Annotated in this window: 13 protein-coding genes and 2 pseudogenes; 3 read left to right on the top strand and 12 right to left on the bottom strand. The window is 34.7% G+C overall.

Going from position 1 to position 14740, the window contains the following annotated elements; genetic code table 11:
• The 4 genes and pseudogenes from COO03_RS12515 to cspB form a co-directional block, all read right to left on the bottom strand.
• A pseudogene (locus tag COO03_RS12515) lies at window positions 1-227 on the bottom strand (GNAT family N-acetyltransferase); the annotation flags it as partial.
• A gap of 445 nt (window positions 228-672) precedes the next feature.
• Window positions 673-1143: a DUF5065 family protein gene (locus COO03_RS12510; RefSeq protein ID WP_097897501.1), complete on the bottom strand. Its 471-nt coding sequence runs from the start codon at window positions 1141-1143 to the stop codon at window positions 673-675.
• 321 nt (window positions 1144-1464) lie between these two features.
• Window positions 1465-2310 carry an exonuclease gene (locus tag COO03_RS12505; protein ID WP_097897500.1) on the bottom strand — a complete coding sequence of 282 codons (846 nt, stop codon included), beginning with the start codon at window positions 2308-2310 and terminating at the stop codon, window positions 1465-1467.
• 226 nt (window positions 2311-2536) lie between these two features.
• On the bottom strand, window positions 2537-2737 hold the full coding sequence (cspB, locus tag COO03_RS12500; RefSeq protein WP_003198964.1) for a cold shock-like protein CspB: 201 nt from the start codon (window positions 2735-2737) through the stop codon (window positions 2537-2539).
• 797 nt (window positions 2738-3534) lie between these two features.
• Between cspB and COO03_RS12485 the strand changes: the two genes are divergently transcribed.
• A complete protein-coding gene (locus COO03_RS12485; protein ID WP_097897497.1) occupies window positions 3535-4635 on the top strand; it encodes a phosphodiester glycosidase family protein in 1101 nt (366 codons plus the stop codon).
• 85 nt (window positions 4636-4720) lie between these two features.
• Here the strand turns inward: COO03_RS12485 and COO03_RS12480 are convergent, their stop codons facing one another.
• The 3 genes and pseudogenes from COO03_RS12480 to COO03_RS12470 all read right to left on the bottom strand — a co-directional run bounded on the left by COO03_RS12480 (window position 4721) and on the right by COO03_RS12470 (window position 6162).
• Complete coding sequence (locus COO03_RS12480) at window positions 4721-5338, bottom strand: acetate uptake transporter (protein ID WP_097897496.1); 618 nt, start codon at window positions 5336-5338, stop codon at window positions 4721-4723.
• Window positions 5339-5419: 81 nt separating this feature from the next.
• A complete protein-coding gene (locus tag COO03_RS12475; protein ID WP_097897495.1) occupies window positions 5420-5824 on the bottom strand; it encodes an NUDIX hydrolase in 405 nt (134 codons plus the stop codon).
• Window positions 5821-6162, bottom strand: a pseudogene (locus COO03_RS12470) (ASCH domain-containing protein). Before COO03_RS12470 ends, COO03_RS12475 begins: the two are co-directional and overlap by 4 nt.
• Window positions 6163-6415: 253 nt before the next feature.
• On the opposite strand from COO03_RS12470, the gene ric reads away from it, so the two are divergent.
• Both ric and COO03_RS12460 read left to right on the top strand, forming a co-directional pair.
• Window positions 6416-7123, top strand: coding sequence for an iron-sulfur cluster repair di-iron protein (gene ric / locus COO03_RS12465; protein WP_097897494.1), 708 nt, complete (start codon window positions 6416-6418; stop codon window positions 7121-7123).
• 416 nt (window positions 7124-7539) lie between these two features.
• Window positions 7540-8292 carry a (S)-benzoin forming benzil reductase gene (locus tag COO03_RS12460; RefSeq protein WP_097897493.1) on the top strand — a complete coding sequence of 251 codons (753 nt, stop codon included), beginning with the start codon at window positions 7540-7542 and terminating at the stop codon, window positions 8290-8292.
• A gap of 189 nt (window positions 8293-8481) precedes the next feature.
• On the opposite strand, the gene COO03_RS12450 is transcribed toward COO03_RS12460, so the two are convergent.
• The 5 genes from COO03_RS12450 to panF all read right to left on the bottom strand — a co-directional run bounded on the left by COO03_RS12450 (window position 8482) and on the right by panF (window position 14738).
• Entirely contained in the window at window positions 8482-9318 is an 837-nt protein-coding gene (locus COO03_RS12450; RefSeq protein ID WP_097897492.1) for a GNAT family N-acetyltransferase, read from the bottom strand.
• A gap of 66 nt (window positions 9319-9384) precedes the next feature.
• Window positions 9385-10893 (bottom strand): argininosuccinate lyase, encoded by a 1509-nt coding sequence (gene argH, locus COO03_RS12445; RefSeq protein WP_097897491.1) that lies wholly within the window; start codon window positions 10891-10893, stop codon window positions 9385-9387.
• 102 nt (window positions 10894-10995) lie between these two features.
• Window positions 10996-12105 carry a serine hydrolase gene (locus COO03_RS12440; protein WP_097897490.1) on the bottom strand — a complete coding sequence of 370 codons (1110 nt, stop codon included), beginning with the start codon at window positions 12103-12105 and terminating at the stop codon, window positions 10996-10998.
• A gap of 119 nt (window positions 12106-12224) precedes the next feature.
• Window positions 12225-13172 carry a nucleoside hydrolase gene (locus COO03_RS12435; protein WP_097897503.1) on the bottom strand — a complete coding sequence of 316 codons (948 nt, stop codon included), beginning with the start codon at window positions 13170-13172 and terminating at the stop codon, window positions 12225-12227.
• A 132-nt stretch (window positions 13173-13304) separates the two neighbouring features.
• Entirely contained in the window at window positions 13305-14738 is a 1434-nt protein-coding gene (panF, locus tag COO03_RS12430) for a sodium/pantothenate symporter (RefSeq protein ID WP_097897489.1), read from the bottom strand.
• Window positions 14739-14740: the final 2 nt, after the last annotated feature.

Raw genomic sequence — 14740 nt, 5'->3', positions numbered from 1 at the left:
TATATATAAAATCTAGGTACTATATTTTTAGTCTTATAGAAATGGACTACTTCATCTACTATCACTTGTGGATTTAAACTTACTACACTTACATGTGCATGATTTGCATCATAATAATATGGGTTATTTTCATTACAAAATATAGAACCCCATGATTTCTCTATTCGGCTAGTAAAGGTTTCAAGATATGCAAAATCAAGCTCAAGAACATTTTTTAAACTAGTCATTCAATATTCCCTCTTCTCTATTTATTTCTTCAATACCTTCCGTACTTTATTATACATTTAAAATATTTTAATTTTCAGCTTTTTCATTAAAATATATCTCGTACCCTTCAAAAAAATATTTTCAAGAAAAAATGAAAGTAAACTTTTTATTATTAGTTTACTTTCAATCTCTCATAATCATTGACCTCAACCAAAATCCTTTAATATCCTCAAAACACACAAAAAAAGTATACATTCAAGCACTATAAATAAAGAAATCAAAGAATCTGTAAACAAAAAATATATCATAAATCTAAAAGAGAATATCGCCTTTTATTTTGATACTCAAGAAAGTATGAACATCCTCTATATGTTCCCGTATACGAAACTATCCTCTCGCGCACAAAAAAGCCAACCCCTATACTTTTGATACAGAGATTGACTAAAGTTCCTTTATAAATAAAAACTATTTTGAGATGTTGAACGCCCCGCCATAGTAATACTGATCTCCAAGTTTCATTATAGCTACATATTTACCTGGTTTGTATACAGGAGTTATCTTTGTTATAAATCTACCATTATAATGATGTTCTGTGTGAGAATCATAAATTGTTTTATATCTTTGCAATGCACCGTTTTCATTTATACGATATATCTTAACAATACCAGTATCTTTTCCCCCAGTTTGAACGTTTACGTCAAATGAATCACCATGCTTCAAATTACCTACTGCCAGTTCCTGTAGATAGTCTGCATTATGATGTATTTCAAAAAAAGTTTCCCATCTCCAACCATCTACTACAGGTGGTGCATATTGAATAGGTTTTACCGTTTTTGTTGCTGCAGATACTTGTTTTGGTGTTTCCAAAAGACCTACTGATGTGATTCCTCCTAATGCAATAGTTCCGATAAGCGCTACTTTCTCTAATGTTTTCATGCTTTGTTACCTCCTGAAAATGAAATAGTTTCGTAATTTCAAGACATAATAAAGTGAAACTTTAATCAGTAGGATTTTCTTTATCTCCACTGATTATTGGCCCTACCCCATCGGCTTTTACAGGCAGTTAATCCCCACTCGTTAAATTTTCAGGTGGGATCTTACTGCCCGTTCATGCAAGATAAAATGTAAATGGAATCCAAATACTAGTTTTGTAACTATATATATTAGTGTAACATTTATCAACAGAATAAACAAATTAGAAAAATCTGAATTTTACCCAAATCATTTTATTACGAATCAGTCCCACTATACTTTCAACTACCTTTTCTCCTCTTGTTTCTCCATTTCAGCTAGCACTTTTAATTGCCACTCACCTTTCTTCACTGCTGTAGTGAAGTATTTCTGTAACAACAATAATGTACGAGTATCAATATAAAATCTTTCGGAAATATTTTCCCACGTATCACTATTTTGAAATACACCCCAAGTAAATGGACGTTGTTTATTTTTCTTCAATTCTTTAAATACCCATTTTCTCATCTTCTTTTTCGCTTTTTCTGTTAATTGACCGTTCTTTACAAGTATAAGTTCTCCGTGTCTCTTATAGCGTTTATACATATCCTTTTCCTTACATACTTTGAGAAATATATTTGCGGTATTTTCAGCATCTGCAAAAGCACGATGCTGCGTTCCTTTCCACTCCAAGTTAAATTGTTCCACTGCAAACTTTAAACTCGGTGTATGTATAAACAATTCTTCATATGCTTGAAATACAAATTTTTGCAAATCAAATCTTCTTTTTTTCTCAAAGCACGGACATTCTATACCATGAAGTTCACAATCTTGCGAAAGAAATCGATAATCTTCTTTTCCCCATGAAATAAACATGTAGTCCTCTCCAATAAAATGAGTAAAACGCTCCATAACTTGTGGAAAACTTTCCATTCCGATTAAATCCCGCTTTGTAATTCCTGTTAATTTTGTTGTATGACGCGTTAGGGGTGCGCTTGGTTTCACAAGGGCAGAAAATTGTCCCTTCATACGCATTGTGCCCGCTTCCATTTTAATAGCCCCAATATCAACTACTTCTGATGGATCATGCGATTTATATGGCCGAAAGTTTCTTTCCACATCCAATACAATATAATACTTAGGTTCGTTCAAGTCGCATACCTCTTCCTTAACTGATGATATTTGTAATTATATAGTTCCCACTAGGCAAACTCACAAAACAAAATATAGAAAATGTTTTTTCTATATTTTGTTTTGCGAGTTAACAAGAATGAATATTCAGATATCTATACACATCAACACGCAACGAGCTAGATAAATCATATCTAATAAAAAATGCAAAAAAAAGAGAAGGGCAACCCTTCTCTTTTTAGTTCAATTACTTCTTAACTACGTTAGTAGCTTGTGGTCCGCGGTTACCTTGTTCTACTTCGAAAGTAACTTCTTGACCTTCTTCTAAAGTTTTGAATCCTTCGCCTTGGATAGCTGAGAAATGAACGAATACGTCTTCTCCGCCTTCAACTTCGATGAATCCGAAACCTTTTTCTGAGTTAAACCATTTTACTTTACCGTTTTGCATGAAAAAATCCTCCTACAATGTACCTATATGTACATATTCATTTTCAACCACTTTACAACAATAATGAGGACAGTAAAAAACTGTAACCACAAAGGAGATTTAACATTGCTATCCTCCTCTGAAGTTACAGCTCATTTAAATCTCTATATTATTAAAAGTAAAATGGTTTATAATTACTATATCACATCACTATAATAAAAGTAAAGCTAATTTTATTTTCCACAATATTTTTTCCACTGCATCATTTTTGATTCTCCTGATTAACAATTCACTAGCCATGTCCTCTAATAGAAACACACGACAAACTGTGCTAATTCCAGTTTGTTTCCTTTGTTGGAGAACGTTGAATCGTCCAGTTTTCACCACAATCCATACTACGATTGAACTACTCCCACCTTCACTTCGTTTAGAGGAAAGGGTCTTCTCGGTTAAAATGATCAAAATCCCTTCGTTTCCTACCCCATAAATCCCCTTACTATTACTAGTAAATCTTGGAGTCTTTTTTGAATCCAGTTAAAATCTATTTTCACTTCGTATGTGGCAGAAAAAGGCCCTAACCGCTTCTATGCATGGCCAGATGCTCTCTCCCACCTAAAAAAAGGGGTTTTGATGTATATATAGTAGCTAACATAATCTCCCCATCTATCTGACCATTTATATTATAATTGGTACTTCCACATTCATATTCATCTCTTGTCAAATCATCTATATCCACGTATTGTATAATCAGCACTTTATATTCATAAAAATGCATATTTCGACTTTTATTCAAATTTAAATAATGAGGAGTCTTTACGATGAAGAAATATTTTATTAAATTTTTTAAAGTATCCTCCATTTTAATATTGTTGTTGTTAGTAATAGGTGCTGTCATTTTATTTGGCACTTCATACGGACATAAATTACGTGTAATTGCTGCTGAAAGTATTTTAACTTCACAACATCCGCAGTATGCAAAAATCACATTGTTGTCCGATAAAGAGTTAAACGATATTTCGCAATCCATTACAAATCCAAAATGGGAAAATAGTGCGTTTTCCAATTCCTTAAAACTTTCAAAACAAGAGTTGGAAAGGAGAAAGCATTTACCGCTTAATGTCTCAATTGAAACAATTAAAAAGAAATATAGCGATCATTATTTTGAAGGAAAATTGATGACAATTAGCAATCCATTAAACGTAAAACTTGTAACACAAAAAGGTTCACAAGGAAAAGATGTGGGTGAGAAAATTTATGTAATGGCTAAGCGTAACCATGCGTTAGCTGCTGTAAATGCAAGTGGCTTTTGGGATGAAACCGGTCATGGTGGTGGTAAAACCGGTATTGGTATTGTTATTGAAAATGGTCAAGTCATCAATACACCAAAGGATATCAACACTCCAACTCTCATTACTGGACTGACAAAATACGGTCAAATGGTTACAGGGGATTATTCTGCTGAACAATTATTAAATAAAAATGTTGTTTCTGCAGCTGGGTTCATGCCACAACTTATTGTAAATGGAAAAAAAATGATTACAAATGATGGTGGATGGGGATATGGTCCTCGAAGTATTATGGCCCAGAAAAAGGATGGATCTATTATGTTTTTCATCATAGACGGAAGACAGACACATAGTATCGGGGCTTCTTTAAGAGACTGCCAAGACATTCTCTATGAAAAAGGTGCAGTAAACGCGATGGCAATGGATGGTGGTTCATCCGCGACATTATATGCACTAGGAGATATTTTAAATATTCCTTCTACCTTATCTCATCAATCTCGATATTTACCGAACGCTTGGGTTGTAACTGCTAACCAAAATCAAAAAGTACATGTGACCATCGATGGGAATCCAGCAAGTTCAGAAAAAATCGCTAAAGTAGTTGGACCAACCGCTATAGCTCTTAACAAATAAAGATGGTTACGTACACTTTTGTTATCCTTACTTTCACAATTAAAAAAAGCACGAATGATTCGGTGAATCATTCGTGCTTTTTATCTTATTTTTTAAAAATACCAAATGGTTTCCCTACTGGCAATACAACTTTTCCAAAATGTGTATTTAATACTGCAGCTGCTGAACCATAGAAAGATAATAGTGAGATACACAATTCAGAGTATGCTGCGACACTATGCATTGCATGTGGCATAACACCTAAAGTACTTAATGAAAGACCGATAAATAAGAAATCAATAAGGACAAAAATCATAAATAATACTTTATGTGTTTCCATTGCGCCAATTGTCATGAAGACCGTAAAGATTAGGTATCCAATAAAGGCTACACCAAGTTGCTTTGGATCTGCAGATTGTGCTAATTTTTCACCAAATACTCCAAGTTGAATTAACCAAGACGTTCCAACACCTAACCAAAATAGGCCATACGCACCGAAAGCAGTTGTACCGAACGTATTGTTATGCTTTGCATCGTGAATGCATGCAAAGAGTTGTGCAAATCCTCCTAAAAAGATTGCCCATGGCAATACAAGTGAAACACCATCTGTTAAACCTAACTTTTGTGTTGATGCTACAAGTGTTACCATTGCTAATCCAAATAGACCAATTCCAGATGGATCTGCTGTTGTCATTTTTACATGATGTGTAGTTTGATTACTCATAAAAACCTCCTGATTTTGAACACATACCTGAATACAATACTCAAATCAGAAGGCTATGTCAATGGTTTTTATTGTATGTTGTCAGACCTCTCTTTTTTTGTAACAATGAACGATACATTCTACCACTTTATAGGGCTTTATATTCAAATTTAATAGCTCTTCCATTGGGACCCATATCGGAACGTATTGTCCCCTGTCCGTCTTCGTAAATTCTTCTGCTTTACCGCCACCGAAAACACCGTCCATAATACGGGATTTGTAGAAGAACTGCAATCCATGATATTCATCCGTTGTAACGAGTCTTTCAATTTCAATATGCACTCCTAGTTCTTCGTAAACTTCACGTATCGTTGCTTCTTCAGGTGTTTCATCTTCTTCAATTCCTCCACCTGGAAATACAAAGTACACTTCATGGTTTCGAATACGTTTTATAAGAGCAATCTTTTCCTCCTGTATAATAAGAGCTGCACCACGATTTCGAATCATGCTATTACTTCAATCCCAATAGCAATTGTTCCCCACTTTTGCTCTTGTTCTTTTGTGTATATTTCATATGTACTTGCTAGCATCTCTTCTAAACTCCAGTTTTCGCAGCCCAGCAACTCTTTATCAATCTCTTCATACATCTACTGAAATGTTGTATAGCATTTCAACTCCGTTACCTTTACGCAAATTGTTTCTTTTGTTGTTAGATCTGTAAATTCAATCTCATCGTATTTTTGTATATTCTGACGTTTCTTATCATATAAGCGTACTTCAAATACTTTTTTTCCAGATTGAATAGATTGAAAAGGCTCGTTATATAGCCCCATTTTATGCTTCATTTCCTCACCGCCTTAATTTATTATACCATGAGTACCTACAACCCTTTTTCATTAATTACTGAAAATTCAAACAAATTTATTCAATATGTTTTTCAAAAGAAAGATGATCACTACTACTTTCCAAGCTGAAAAATTTCTCCCATCATGGACAAAACATTCATGAATTCTCCATTATATTTGTGATTATAATCACTTCCCCCTCTTTCCTAAGCCATTATGCTTAAAACATACGAATAACAGAGGAGTGATTTATATGACTATACCTTTTACTAAGACATCTATTGTAGGTGAAATTGTTACTGTTTTTCCACAATCCAGTGACTTGTTTAAAAAGTACCGCATTGATTTTTGTTGTGGAGGAGACAAAACAATTGAAGTAGCAACACAAACAAAAGAAATTTCATCTGACGAACTTTTAAAAATATTAAACCAACAGTACACTTTATATAAATCGAAAAATAATGAATCTACAAACTGGAGTGAAGTTAATCTTTCTACACTAATTGATCATATTATTGAAAAACATCATCGCTTTATTCAAGAAGAATTACCACAACTTAGTCCATATGTAACAAAGGTTTTTCGCGTACATGGTCAAACAGAGTCACATTTAAGTATCGTTCATCGACTTTTTCATGAACTAAAATTAGAACTTGAACAACATATAATGAAAGAAGAAACTCTTGTATTCCCACTCATCAAAACATACGAGCAAAATCCGACTGAAGAAAATTTAGTTTTGGCAATTGAAAGACTTGAAGAATTAGAACAAGAGCATGATAAAGCTGGCGATCTTATAAAAGAATTACGAATCATTACAAATGATTTTACTCCTCCAGGACATGCATGCCGCACATATCGTATGGTCTATAATCGTCTAGAAGATTTTGAATCTGATTTATTTCAGCACGTGCACCTTGAAAATAATATTTTATTCAAACGATTACTTTCTTTAAAATAAACAAAAACGCTCCTCACAAGAGGAGTTTTTTGTTTATTTTAAAGGGTTTGAGGCACCAACATAATAAAAATTCTCACCAATGTTCGTAATAAGTAAAAAAACAGGCTGTTATGGACAGTAATAATTCCATTTTCATAAACAAATATTCTATACTATACACATGGACAAATCATCCAAACCAATTTATTAAAAAATGCTATATACATCCATTTTAATTTTTCGGCATCTAACTTCCTGCTATGCAGAATACAAAGTAACCTACACTCGTTGGCTCTTTCTGTTTTTACTTCGCATGTGGCAGAAAAAGGCCCTAACCGCTTCTATGCATGGCCAGATGCTCTCTCCCACTTAAAAAGAGGGGTTTTATGTCGGTTTTTTAATTGATGTATATATGTACGAGAGGAGTTCCGTAAAGTATGCGCTATGTTATTGTAACAGGTACTTCACAAGGATTAGGCGAAGCAATCGCTACAGAATTGTTAGAGGAAAACACAAGGCTCATTTGTATTTCTAGAAGGCAAAATGAAACACTCATTGAAAAAGCAAAACAAAAAGGTATTCCTTTCACATTTCACTCAATTGATCTCCAAGATGTACACCATTTAGAAGCTCATTTTGAAACAATCTTTTTGTCCATCGAAAAAGAAAAAGTCTCATCTATCCATTTGGTTAATAATGCAGGTACACTTGCTCCAATGAAACCGATTGAAAAATCAGAGAGTGAACTTTTGATTGCAAATGTGCAAATTAATTTAATTGCCCCAATGATTCTTACCTCTTCTTTTATGAAACATACAAAAGATTTGAAAGTAGACAAACGTATTATAAATATTTCCTCAGGTGCTGGTCAAAAACCATACTTTGGATGGGGTGCTTATTGTACAGCGAAAGCTGGTGTAAATATGTTTACACAGTGCGTCTCTACAGAAGAAGCAGGGAAAGATTATCCAGTCAAAACTATTTCCTTTGCCCCAGGTGTTGTGGACACAAGTATGCAACAACAAATTCGTCAGACAGAAAAAGAAGATTTTATAAACTTAGATCGCTTTATTGCTTTAAAAGAAGAAGGAAAATTACTTTCTCCTGAATACGTCGCTAAAGCCGTTGTTCATCTATTAGAAACGAATGATTTTGAGCAAGGCGGCGTGATTCGTATCGATGAAAAATAGTTTCATAGAAAAAAGCTCGCATATAAGCGAGCTTTTTTATTTTACCCCGCATTAACGGGCAGTAATACTCCCACCTCAAAATTCAGCGAAAGCAAAGAAGTTAGGCGGGGGATAAACTGCCCGTAAAAGCCCGATTGGTGAGGGCTGATAATCAGTGGGGGATGAAGAAAATCCCCACTGATTAAAGTTTCACTTTATCGGTTCTAAAAATATTAATACAGATTCCATTATTGGTTCATAGCCTATCTCTTGATAAATCTTATTCGACGTTGGATTTGCTAAGTCCGTATATAACGTAGTTGTTTTATAGCCTTGGTTTAACATACGCTGACTGAGGGCAGCTACACAATTAGAAGCATATCCTTTTTTACGTTCTTCTTTCGGTGTATACACAAAATTGACTGTAATATTACTCTTAGTAGGTCTTGTTATTGCGGCTACCGAAACTAATCTCCCGTCTACTTCCCATCCAAACAATCGATTTGTACTTACTAATGTGCTTGCAGTTTGGTTTGCCTTTTCTTCCGTAGTTGGCAAATGAACATCTTCACAAAATTGGTATATCCATTTTCCGATTAATGGTAATTCGCCGCTATTTACTTGACGGAAAACGCCATGTTCATCCCATCTTTTCTTCACTTGTTTTAATTCATATACCCCTTGATTCATACCAATAGAGAGTTTCTTTTGTTCTAGTTGTGCAATTTCATCAGCTAACTGTTTCACGATTCGTTTTTCACCAATTAATCCAGGTATATCTGGATACACCTTTGTTAATTGCTTCGCGATTTCCTTTATCACCTCTTGTGACCCCTCGCATGTAGCAACAATCATTTGTTTTTGCTCAGTTTGAAGAAATATGAGAGCAATTTTTTCATTTTGCTTTGCTACTGCCATAAACAACGGACTTTCCGCGAACTGTAACACTCCTAATAATAAATTATTTTTTTGCTCATTCATTTCTAAAATTGGAGCAACATCCTTCTTAAAATGAGAAATATCTTCATATACCTGTAGCTGAATCATCGACAATCTCTTCCTTCTATTTATATTTAAATAGAACATTGGCGATTGATTCATCAAATCCTTCTTTTACGATTCAATAATATTTAAGACTATCATCATTACTTCTTTTTCAACTTGTGAGATCCGCTCTTTTTCCTTCTCGAATTTAACTTCTTCTTTCTTAAAAAGCTCTCTCCTTTTTTGAATCATGCGCATCATTTCTGTTTTACTCGGCCCACCATATACAATTCGTTTTTCAACAAACGCTTCTGGTGATATTATGTCCTTCCATTCTTTTTCTGAAAGCATCACCTTAAAGTTTTCTTGTAAGTACATATTTATTTCTGTGAAATTAAGTTCGTGTAATTCTTTTTTCTGCTTTAAAGACATCATTGCGATATCGCTTGCAGCCTGATGAGCACGCCGGAAAGGAACATGGTAATTCTTTGTTAATATATCTGCAAAATCCGTTATCGTAATTGCATGTTTAAACGAGCGATTTCTTAAAACTTTCTCTTCTACCTTCATCGTTCGAATCACTGCATTCATAATGCAAAATATACGAATCGCTTTTTCGATGCCTTCATACAAATAAGGTTGCAAGTCATCTTCTGTATCCACAATATCTCCAAATGGTGTATTATGAATCATTTGAAATACAGTGAAAGCTTCTCCAAGTACACCACTAGTAAGCGCCCGAACATGCTCAATCGAAACAGGATTCCGCTTTTGCGGCATAATGCTACTAATTTGTACGTACGGGTTTGCAACAGTAATCCCGTTGTATTCTTTCGTTGCGAATAGTAAGAAATCATGAATCCATCTACTCGTATTTGTCATTGTCACCATAAGTAACGAACTAACTTCCAACAAATAATCTGCACCTGCAACCGCATCATATGAATTCTCAATAACATTTGAGAAGCCAAGTAACGTAGCGACCCTCTGTCTGTTAATAGGAAAACTTGTCGTAGAAAGAGCTGCCGCTCCCATTGGTGAACAATTCACAAGATGATATGTCTTCCAAATCCGCTCTAAATCTCTTTGCATCACATCATAAACGGCTAACATATAATGACCAAATGTTGTTGGCTGAGCAGGCTGCGTATGTGTATAAGCAGGCATAATTGTTTCCATATGATCATCAACAAGTTGTAATATACTTTCTTCTAATAACATAAAGTGCTCCATTAAACGTAATAAATAGCGGCGTAAACTCATCCGATACATCGTTACTCCCATATCATTACGGCTCCTGCCAATGTGCATATTACTTACCAAATCATCATCCGCTTCTTTTACAATTAAATGTTCGATTAAAAAAAAGAGATCTTCATGCTTTGATGTATAAAGCAGTTGACTCTTTGGAATTTGTGCTACTTCCTCAACAGCCATTAAAATCTCCTTTGCTTCTTGTGGTTTCAATACACTTTGTTCAATCAGCATAATAATATGAGCTCTGTGAACCATGAACATATCTTGTAACAAATAATCTCGTTGAAATTCAAACACATGTTTCAGCACACAATCCGCATAGGTTTTCCCAGGGAAATCAGCGCCCTCATTCTGTATAAATTCTTCCTTACTTCCTTTCACCACTTTTTCCCCCTCTCGCCTAGTTATTACTAATCATCATACCCGGCAATTTCGAAAAGGTGCTTGTACAACAAAATAAACCCGATGCATGTCGCATCGGGTTTATTTAATAACAGTTGCATCATATTTGTCACTTTGTAACACCTGAAAATGTAAATTCAACAAGCGCTTACGTAGTTCAGCACTATCATCTTCATTTACATGATTTGCTAAGAAGACTATTTCTGTACAATTTCCATGTTTATCGGTAGCATAAACTGCTTTCGCTAACGTCCATGGTGTATAACCATTTTTCTGTCCAGCATGTCGAAATGCCTTGTGATATTTCTGGGCACTCATATCTGTTTCAACAAGACTTGCCCATTCTTTCTCTTCAGCCTTTGTAAAATTTTTTTTATGATTCGCCTTTTGAAGCAAGATCATATAATCATTTGCTGAAGCAGCTGGCAGCCTATCTGACCAGATCTTGTCATATTTTTCATCTAAATAAAGAGGAATTTCCTTTTGTAATAATGGACCTTTTTCTTTTAATCGTTCATGGATAACCACGGCATAATGACGATATTGTTCCGGAGACATTTCTCTTAGTTCTTTCTCTAATTTAGATTTTGGAACATGTAACTCCTTATGCAAATATCCAGGAATATATAATGATGAAACAATTGGGAATAGCGGCTCATGAGAAGGAAGTGATAAGCTTTTTAAATTTTGATTAATATTGTCTATTCCAAGTCGATCCATTAAATACTCTGTATTTGCATTTGAACTAAATTTTATCATTCCCTTTGCAACTTCTTCTAAAGAAACTGCATTTTCATCTATTTTCCCTTTTCGTTGTAAATATTTTTGCCATCGCTCTTGCGCACCACCGTCTGTATTTGGGACATAATAGCGATTCACATCATCAATGGAGACAAAACTAGAAGGATCGATTTTCCCTTCTGTAACTTGTTTCGTAAATTCAAGCGCAACAATTAATTTCATTGTACTCGCTACTGGTAATACAACATTTGGATTCACAGAATAAACAATTTTATCGTTTCTTTTTATAAGTATGGAACTATTCTTTTCATCTTTATGCTCTTCAACATATGAAGCTACATACTGCGCATCATCATTATTAGAACCCCACACTTTTTTCACTAAAAAGTTACCCGATATTAACAACACGAAAATACCCACAATTCCTGCACATACTATAACTTTTCTCAAGTGAATTCCCTCTCCTATTGTGTATCTTTTCTCTATTTTATATCATTACAAGCAAAATAATAGAGACGATTGTCTAAATAATCGTCTCTATTATTTTAACTTGTATTCTCCTATTATGTCTATGTCATAATTTTCACGAAATCGTCAAGAAACTTCTCGTAATGTAATGACCATCCGATTCGCACCCAATTTTTTAAAGCTTTTGCATCAGGTTGCGGCCGGAAATCAGCAACACTTTCTCCTTTAGCAATTCCACCTGTAGCCACGTCAACACGGCGATAAACATATTCTAAAAGCGATGGGTTCGCTGCTGCCATCATCGTCACCACATCGTGCACTGGACTTCCAGTTATTTTGGGATTTAATTTTTTATATGCTTTATAATAATAAGTAAAAATCGGTTCAATTAATTTTTTAAAACTGGTTTTTGAATTCTTTGTGATATATTTCACTGTTTCAGGTGTTATGATTGCTCCAGATGTTACGTTAAGAGGGACTAATGTAATATTTTTTGCATTTTGCATAACTAATTCAGAGGCTAATGGGTCACCATGAAAATTTGCCTCTGCAACAGGTGTAACATTTCCTGGTATTAAAAAAGCTCCTCCCATTATATAATACTCTTTCACATATTTCATAAGTGGTTTTTCTAAAATAAAAGCTGTTGCTAATGTTGTTGATCTACCAGCATCTACAATAATCAGTTCCCCTTTGTATTTCTCAAGAATAGAAAAAAATTCACAAAAAGATTTTATATTTGGTGAAATGGTTTTAGGGGGACGAATTGGCCCCAATCCATCTGTACCATGAATTTCTGGATAATATGCTGTAATTTCTCCCGAAAAAGGAATTTTCGCTCCTTTAATAACCGGAATATCTTCTCTTCCAGCTAATTGTAATAAATATGCTGCATTACTTGTTGCCTTTTCTTGTGTGACATTCCCGTATCCCGTTACCACACCTACAATATCAATTTCAGGGTGCAGCAAGCCATACATAATCGCTAACGAATCATCAATCCCTGGGTCTCCTAAAAACAGTACTTTTTTCATAGACCTCAACTCCATCTTATCAATTGTTATTACTTTATGAATAAACAAAAGAACGCAGAATGAAAAACTCAATTTTATCATAAAAAAACCGTAGTTCTCCTCTTTAGAAGAACTACGGTTTTGTTTTTCCTTTTTCTATCCTTTTTATTACACTTCTTTTTTCACCGTCAATACACTACCCATTATATAAGCAATACATGCAAAACAAATTGGAAAGACTACGGTATGTATATGAAATGGATTTGGGAACCAAAGATGAACTATCATATAGGAGCCTACTCCAACAATAATGGATGCAAGTGCACCAATTGCATTTCCTCTCTTCCAATATAGCCCTAAAACAATCGGCCAAATAAAAGCCGCCTCTAAGCCACCAAAAGAGAATAAATTTAACCAAATTAAGAAATCTGGCGGTTTAATAGCCGCTGCATATACAAGTAAACCAACAATACCAGTAATCCATAGGCTTCCTTTCTTCACAGCTTTGTCTGTAGCATTTTCATTTATGTAGTTTACATATATGTCCTTAATAACCGAAGAACTCACAAGTAGTAATAATGAGTTTACAGTGGACATAATTGCTGCCATTGGTGCAGCCAAAAAGATTCCAGCAAGCCAAGGTGGTAATACTTTCATCGCAAGAAGCGGCATCACTTTGTCTGGTACAGTTATACCTGGAAGTACTACACGAGCAAATACGCCTGTTAAATGCATACCAATCATAATTGTACCAACAACAATCGTGCCAATGATTAAGGCTTGATGCATCGCCTTTGAGTTTTTATAGGACATAGCACGCACACTAATTTGCGGTAATCCAACAACTCCAACACCAATTAAAATCCAGAATGATGTCACATATGTTTTCGTTAAACTACCATCTGCTCCAAATGGCGTAATTAAATTCGGATTGATTTGAACGAGTTCATGCATGATCTTTTCAATTCCGCCACCAGCAATTACCGTTGCAATTAAAATGATTGTTGTCCCCACTAACATAATCATTCCTAGTAATGTATCTGATAAAGCGACAGCACGGAATCCACCGATTAAAACGTACACAAGTACAGAAAATGTAAAAAGAAATAAGGACGTTGTATACGAAAGACCTGTTAACGATTCAATTAATCGTCCGCCACCAACCCACTGCGCAACTGTTGCAGAAAATAAGAAAATGATAATACATAATGCCGAAAGAATAACGACTCCTTTATGATTATATCTTCCTTTCAAATAATCAATAAGCGTGATTGCTTCCATTTTCCTTGCTATAATTGCGAATTTTTTACCAAGGACTGTCAAAACGATGTAACCAGTTACAACCTGGATTGCTGATAACAGCACCCAACCAAGCCCCATATTGTATGCAATACCAGGCCCCCCGATAAAGCTACTTGCACTACCATACGTAGCAATCATTGTCATAGCTAATAAAAGACCGCCAAGTTCACGCCCACCTAGAAAATACTCTTGTAAAAATTTATTATGAGCCGTTGCTTTCACACGTCTTGACGCATATACACCAATTAAAAATACAACAATAAAAGAAATTATCATTGGAATTATTACATACCAATTCATCT

Origin of the sequence: Bacillus sp. AFS098217, from assembly GCF_002551815.1 — a bacterium.
Classification (GTDB): Bacteria; Bacillota; Bacilli; order Bacillales; family Bacillaceae_G; genus Bacillus_A.
Note: the sequence above shows the minus strand (reverse complement) of the source record. Positions and strands in the feature narration are given on the sequence as shown.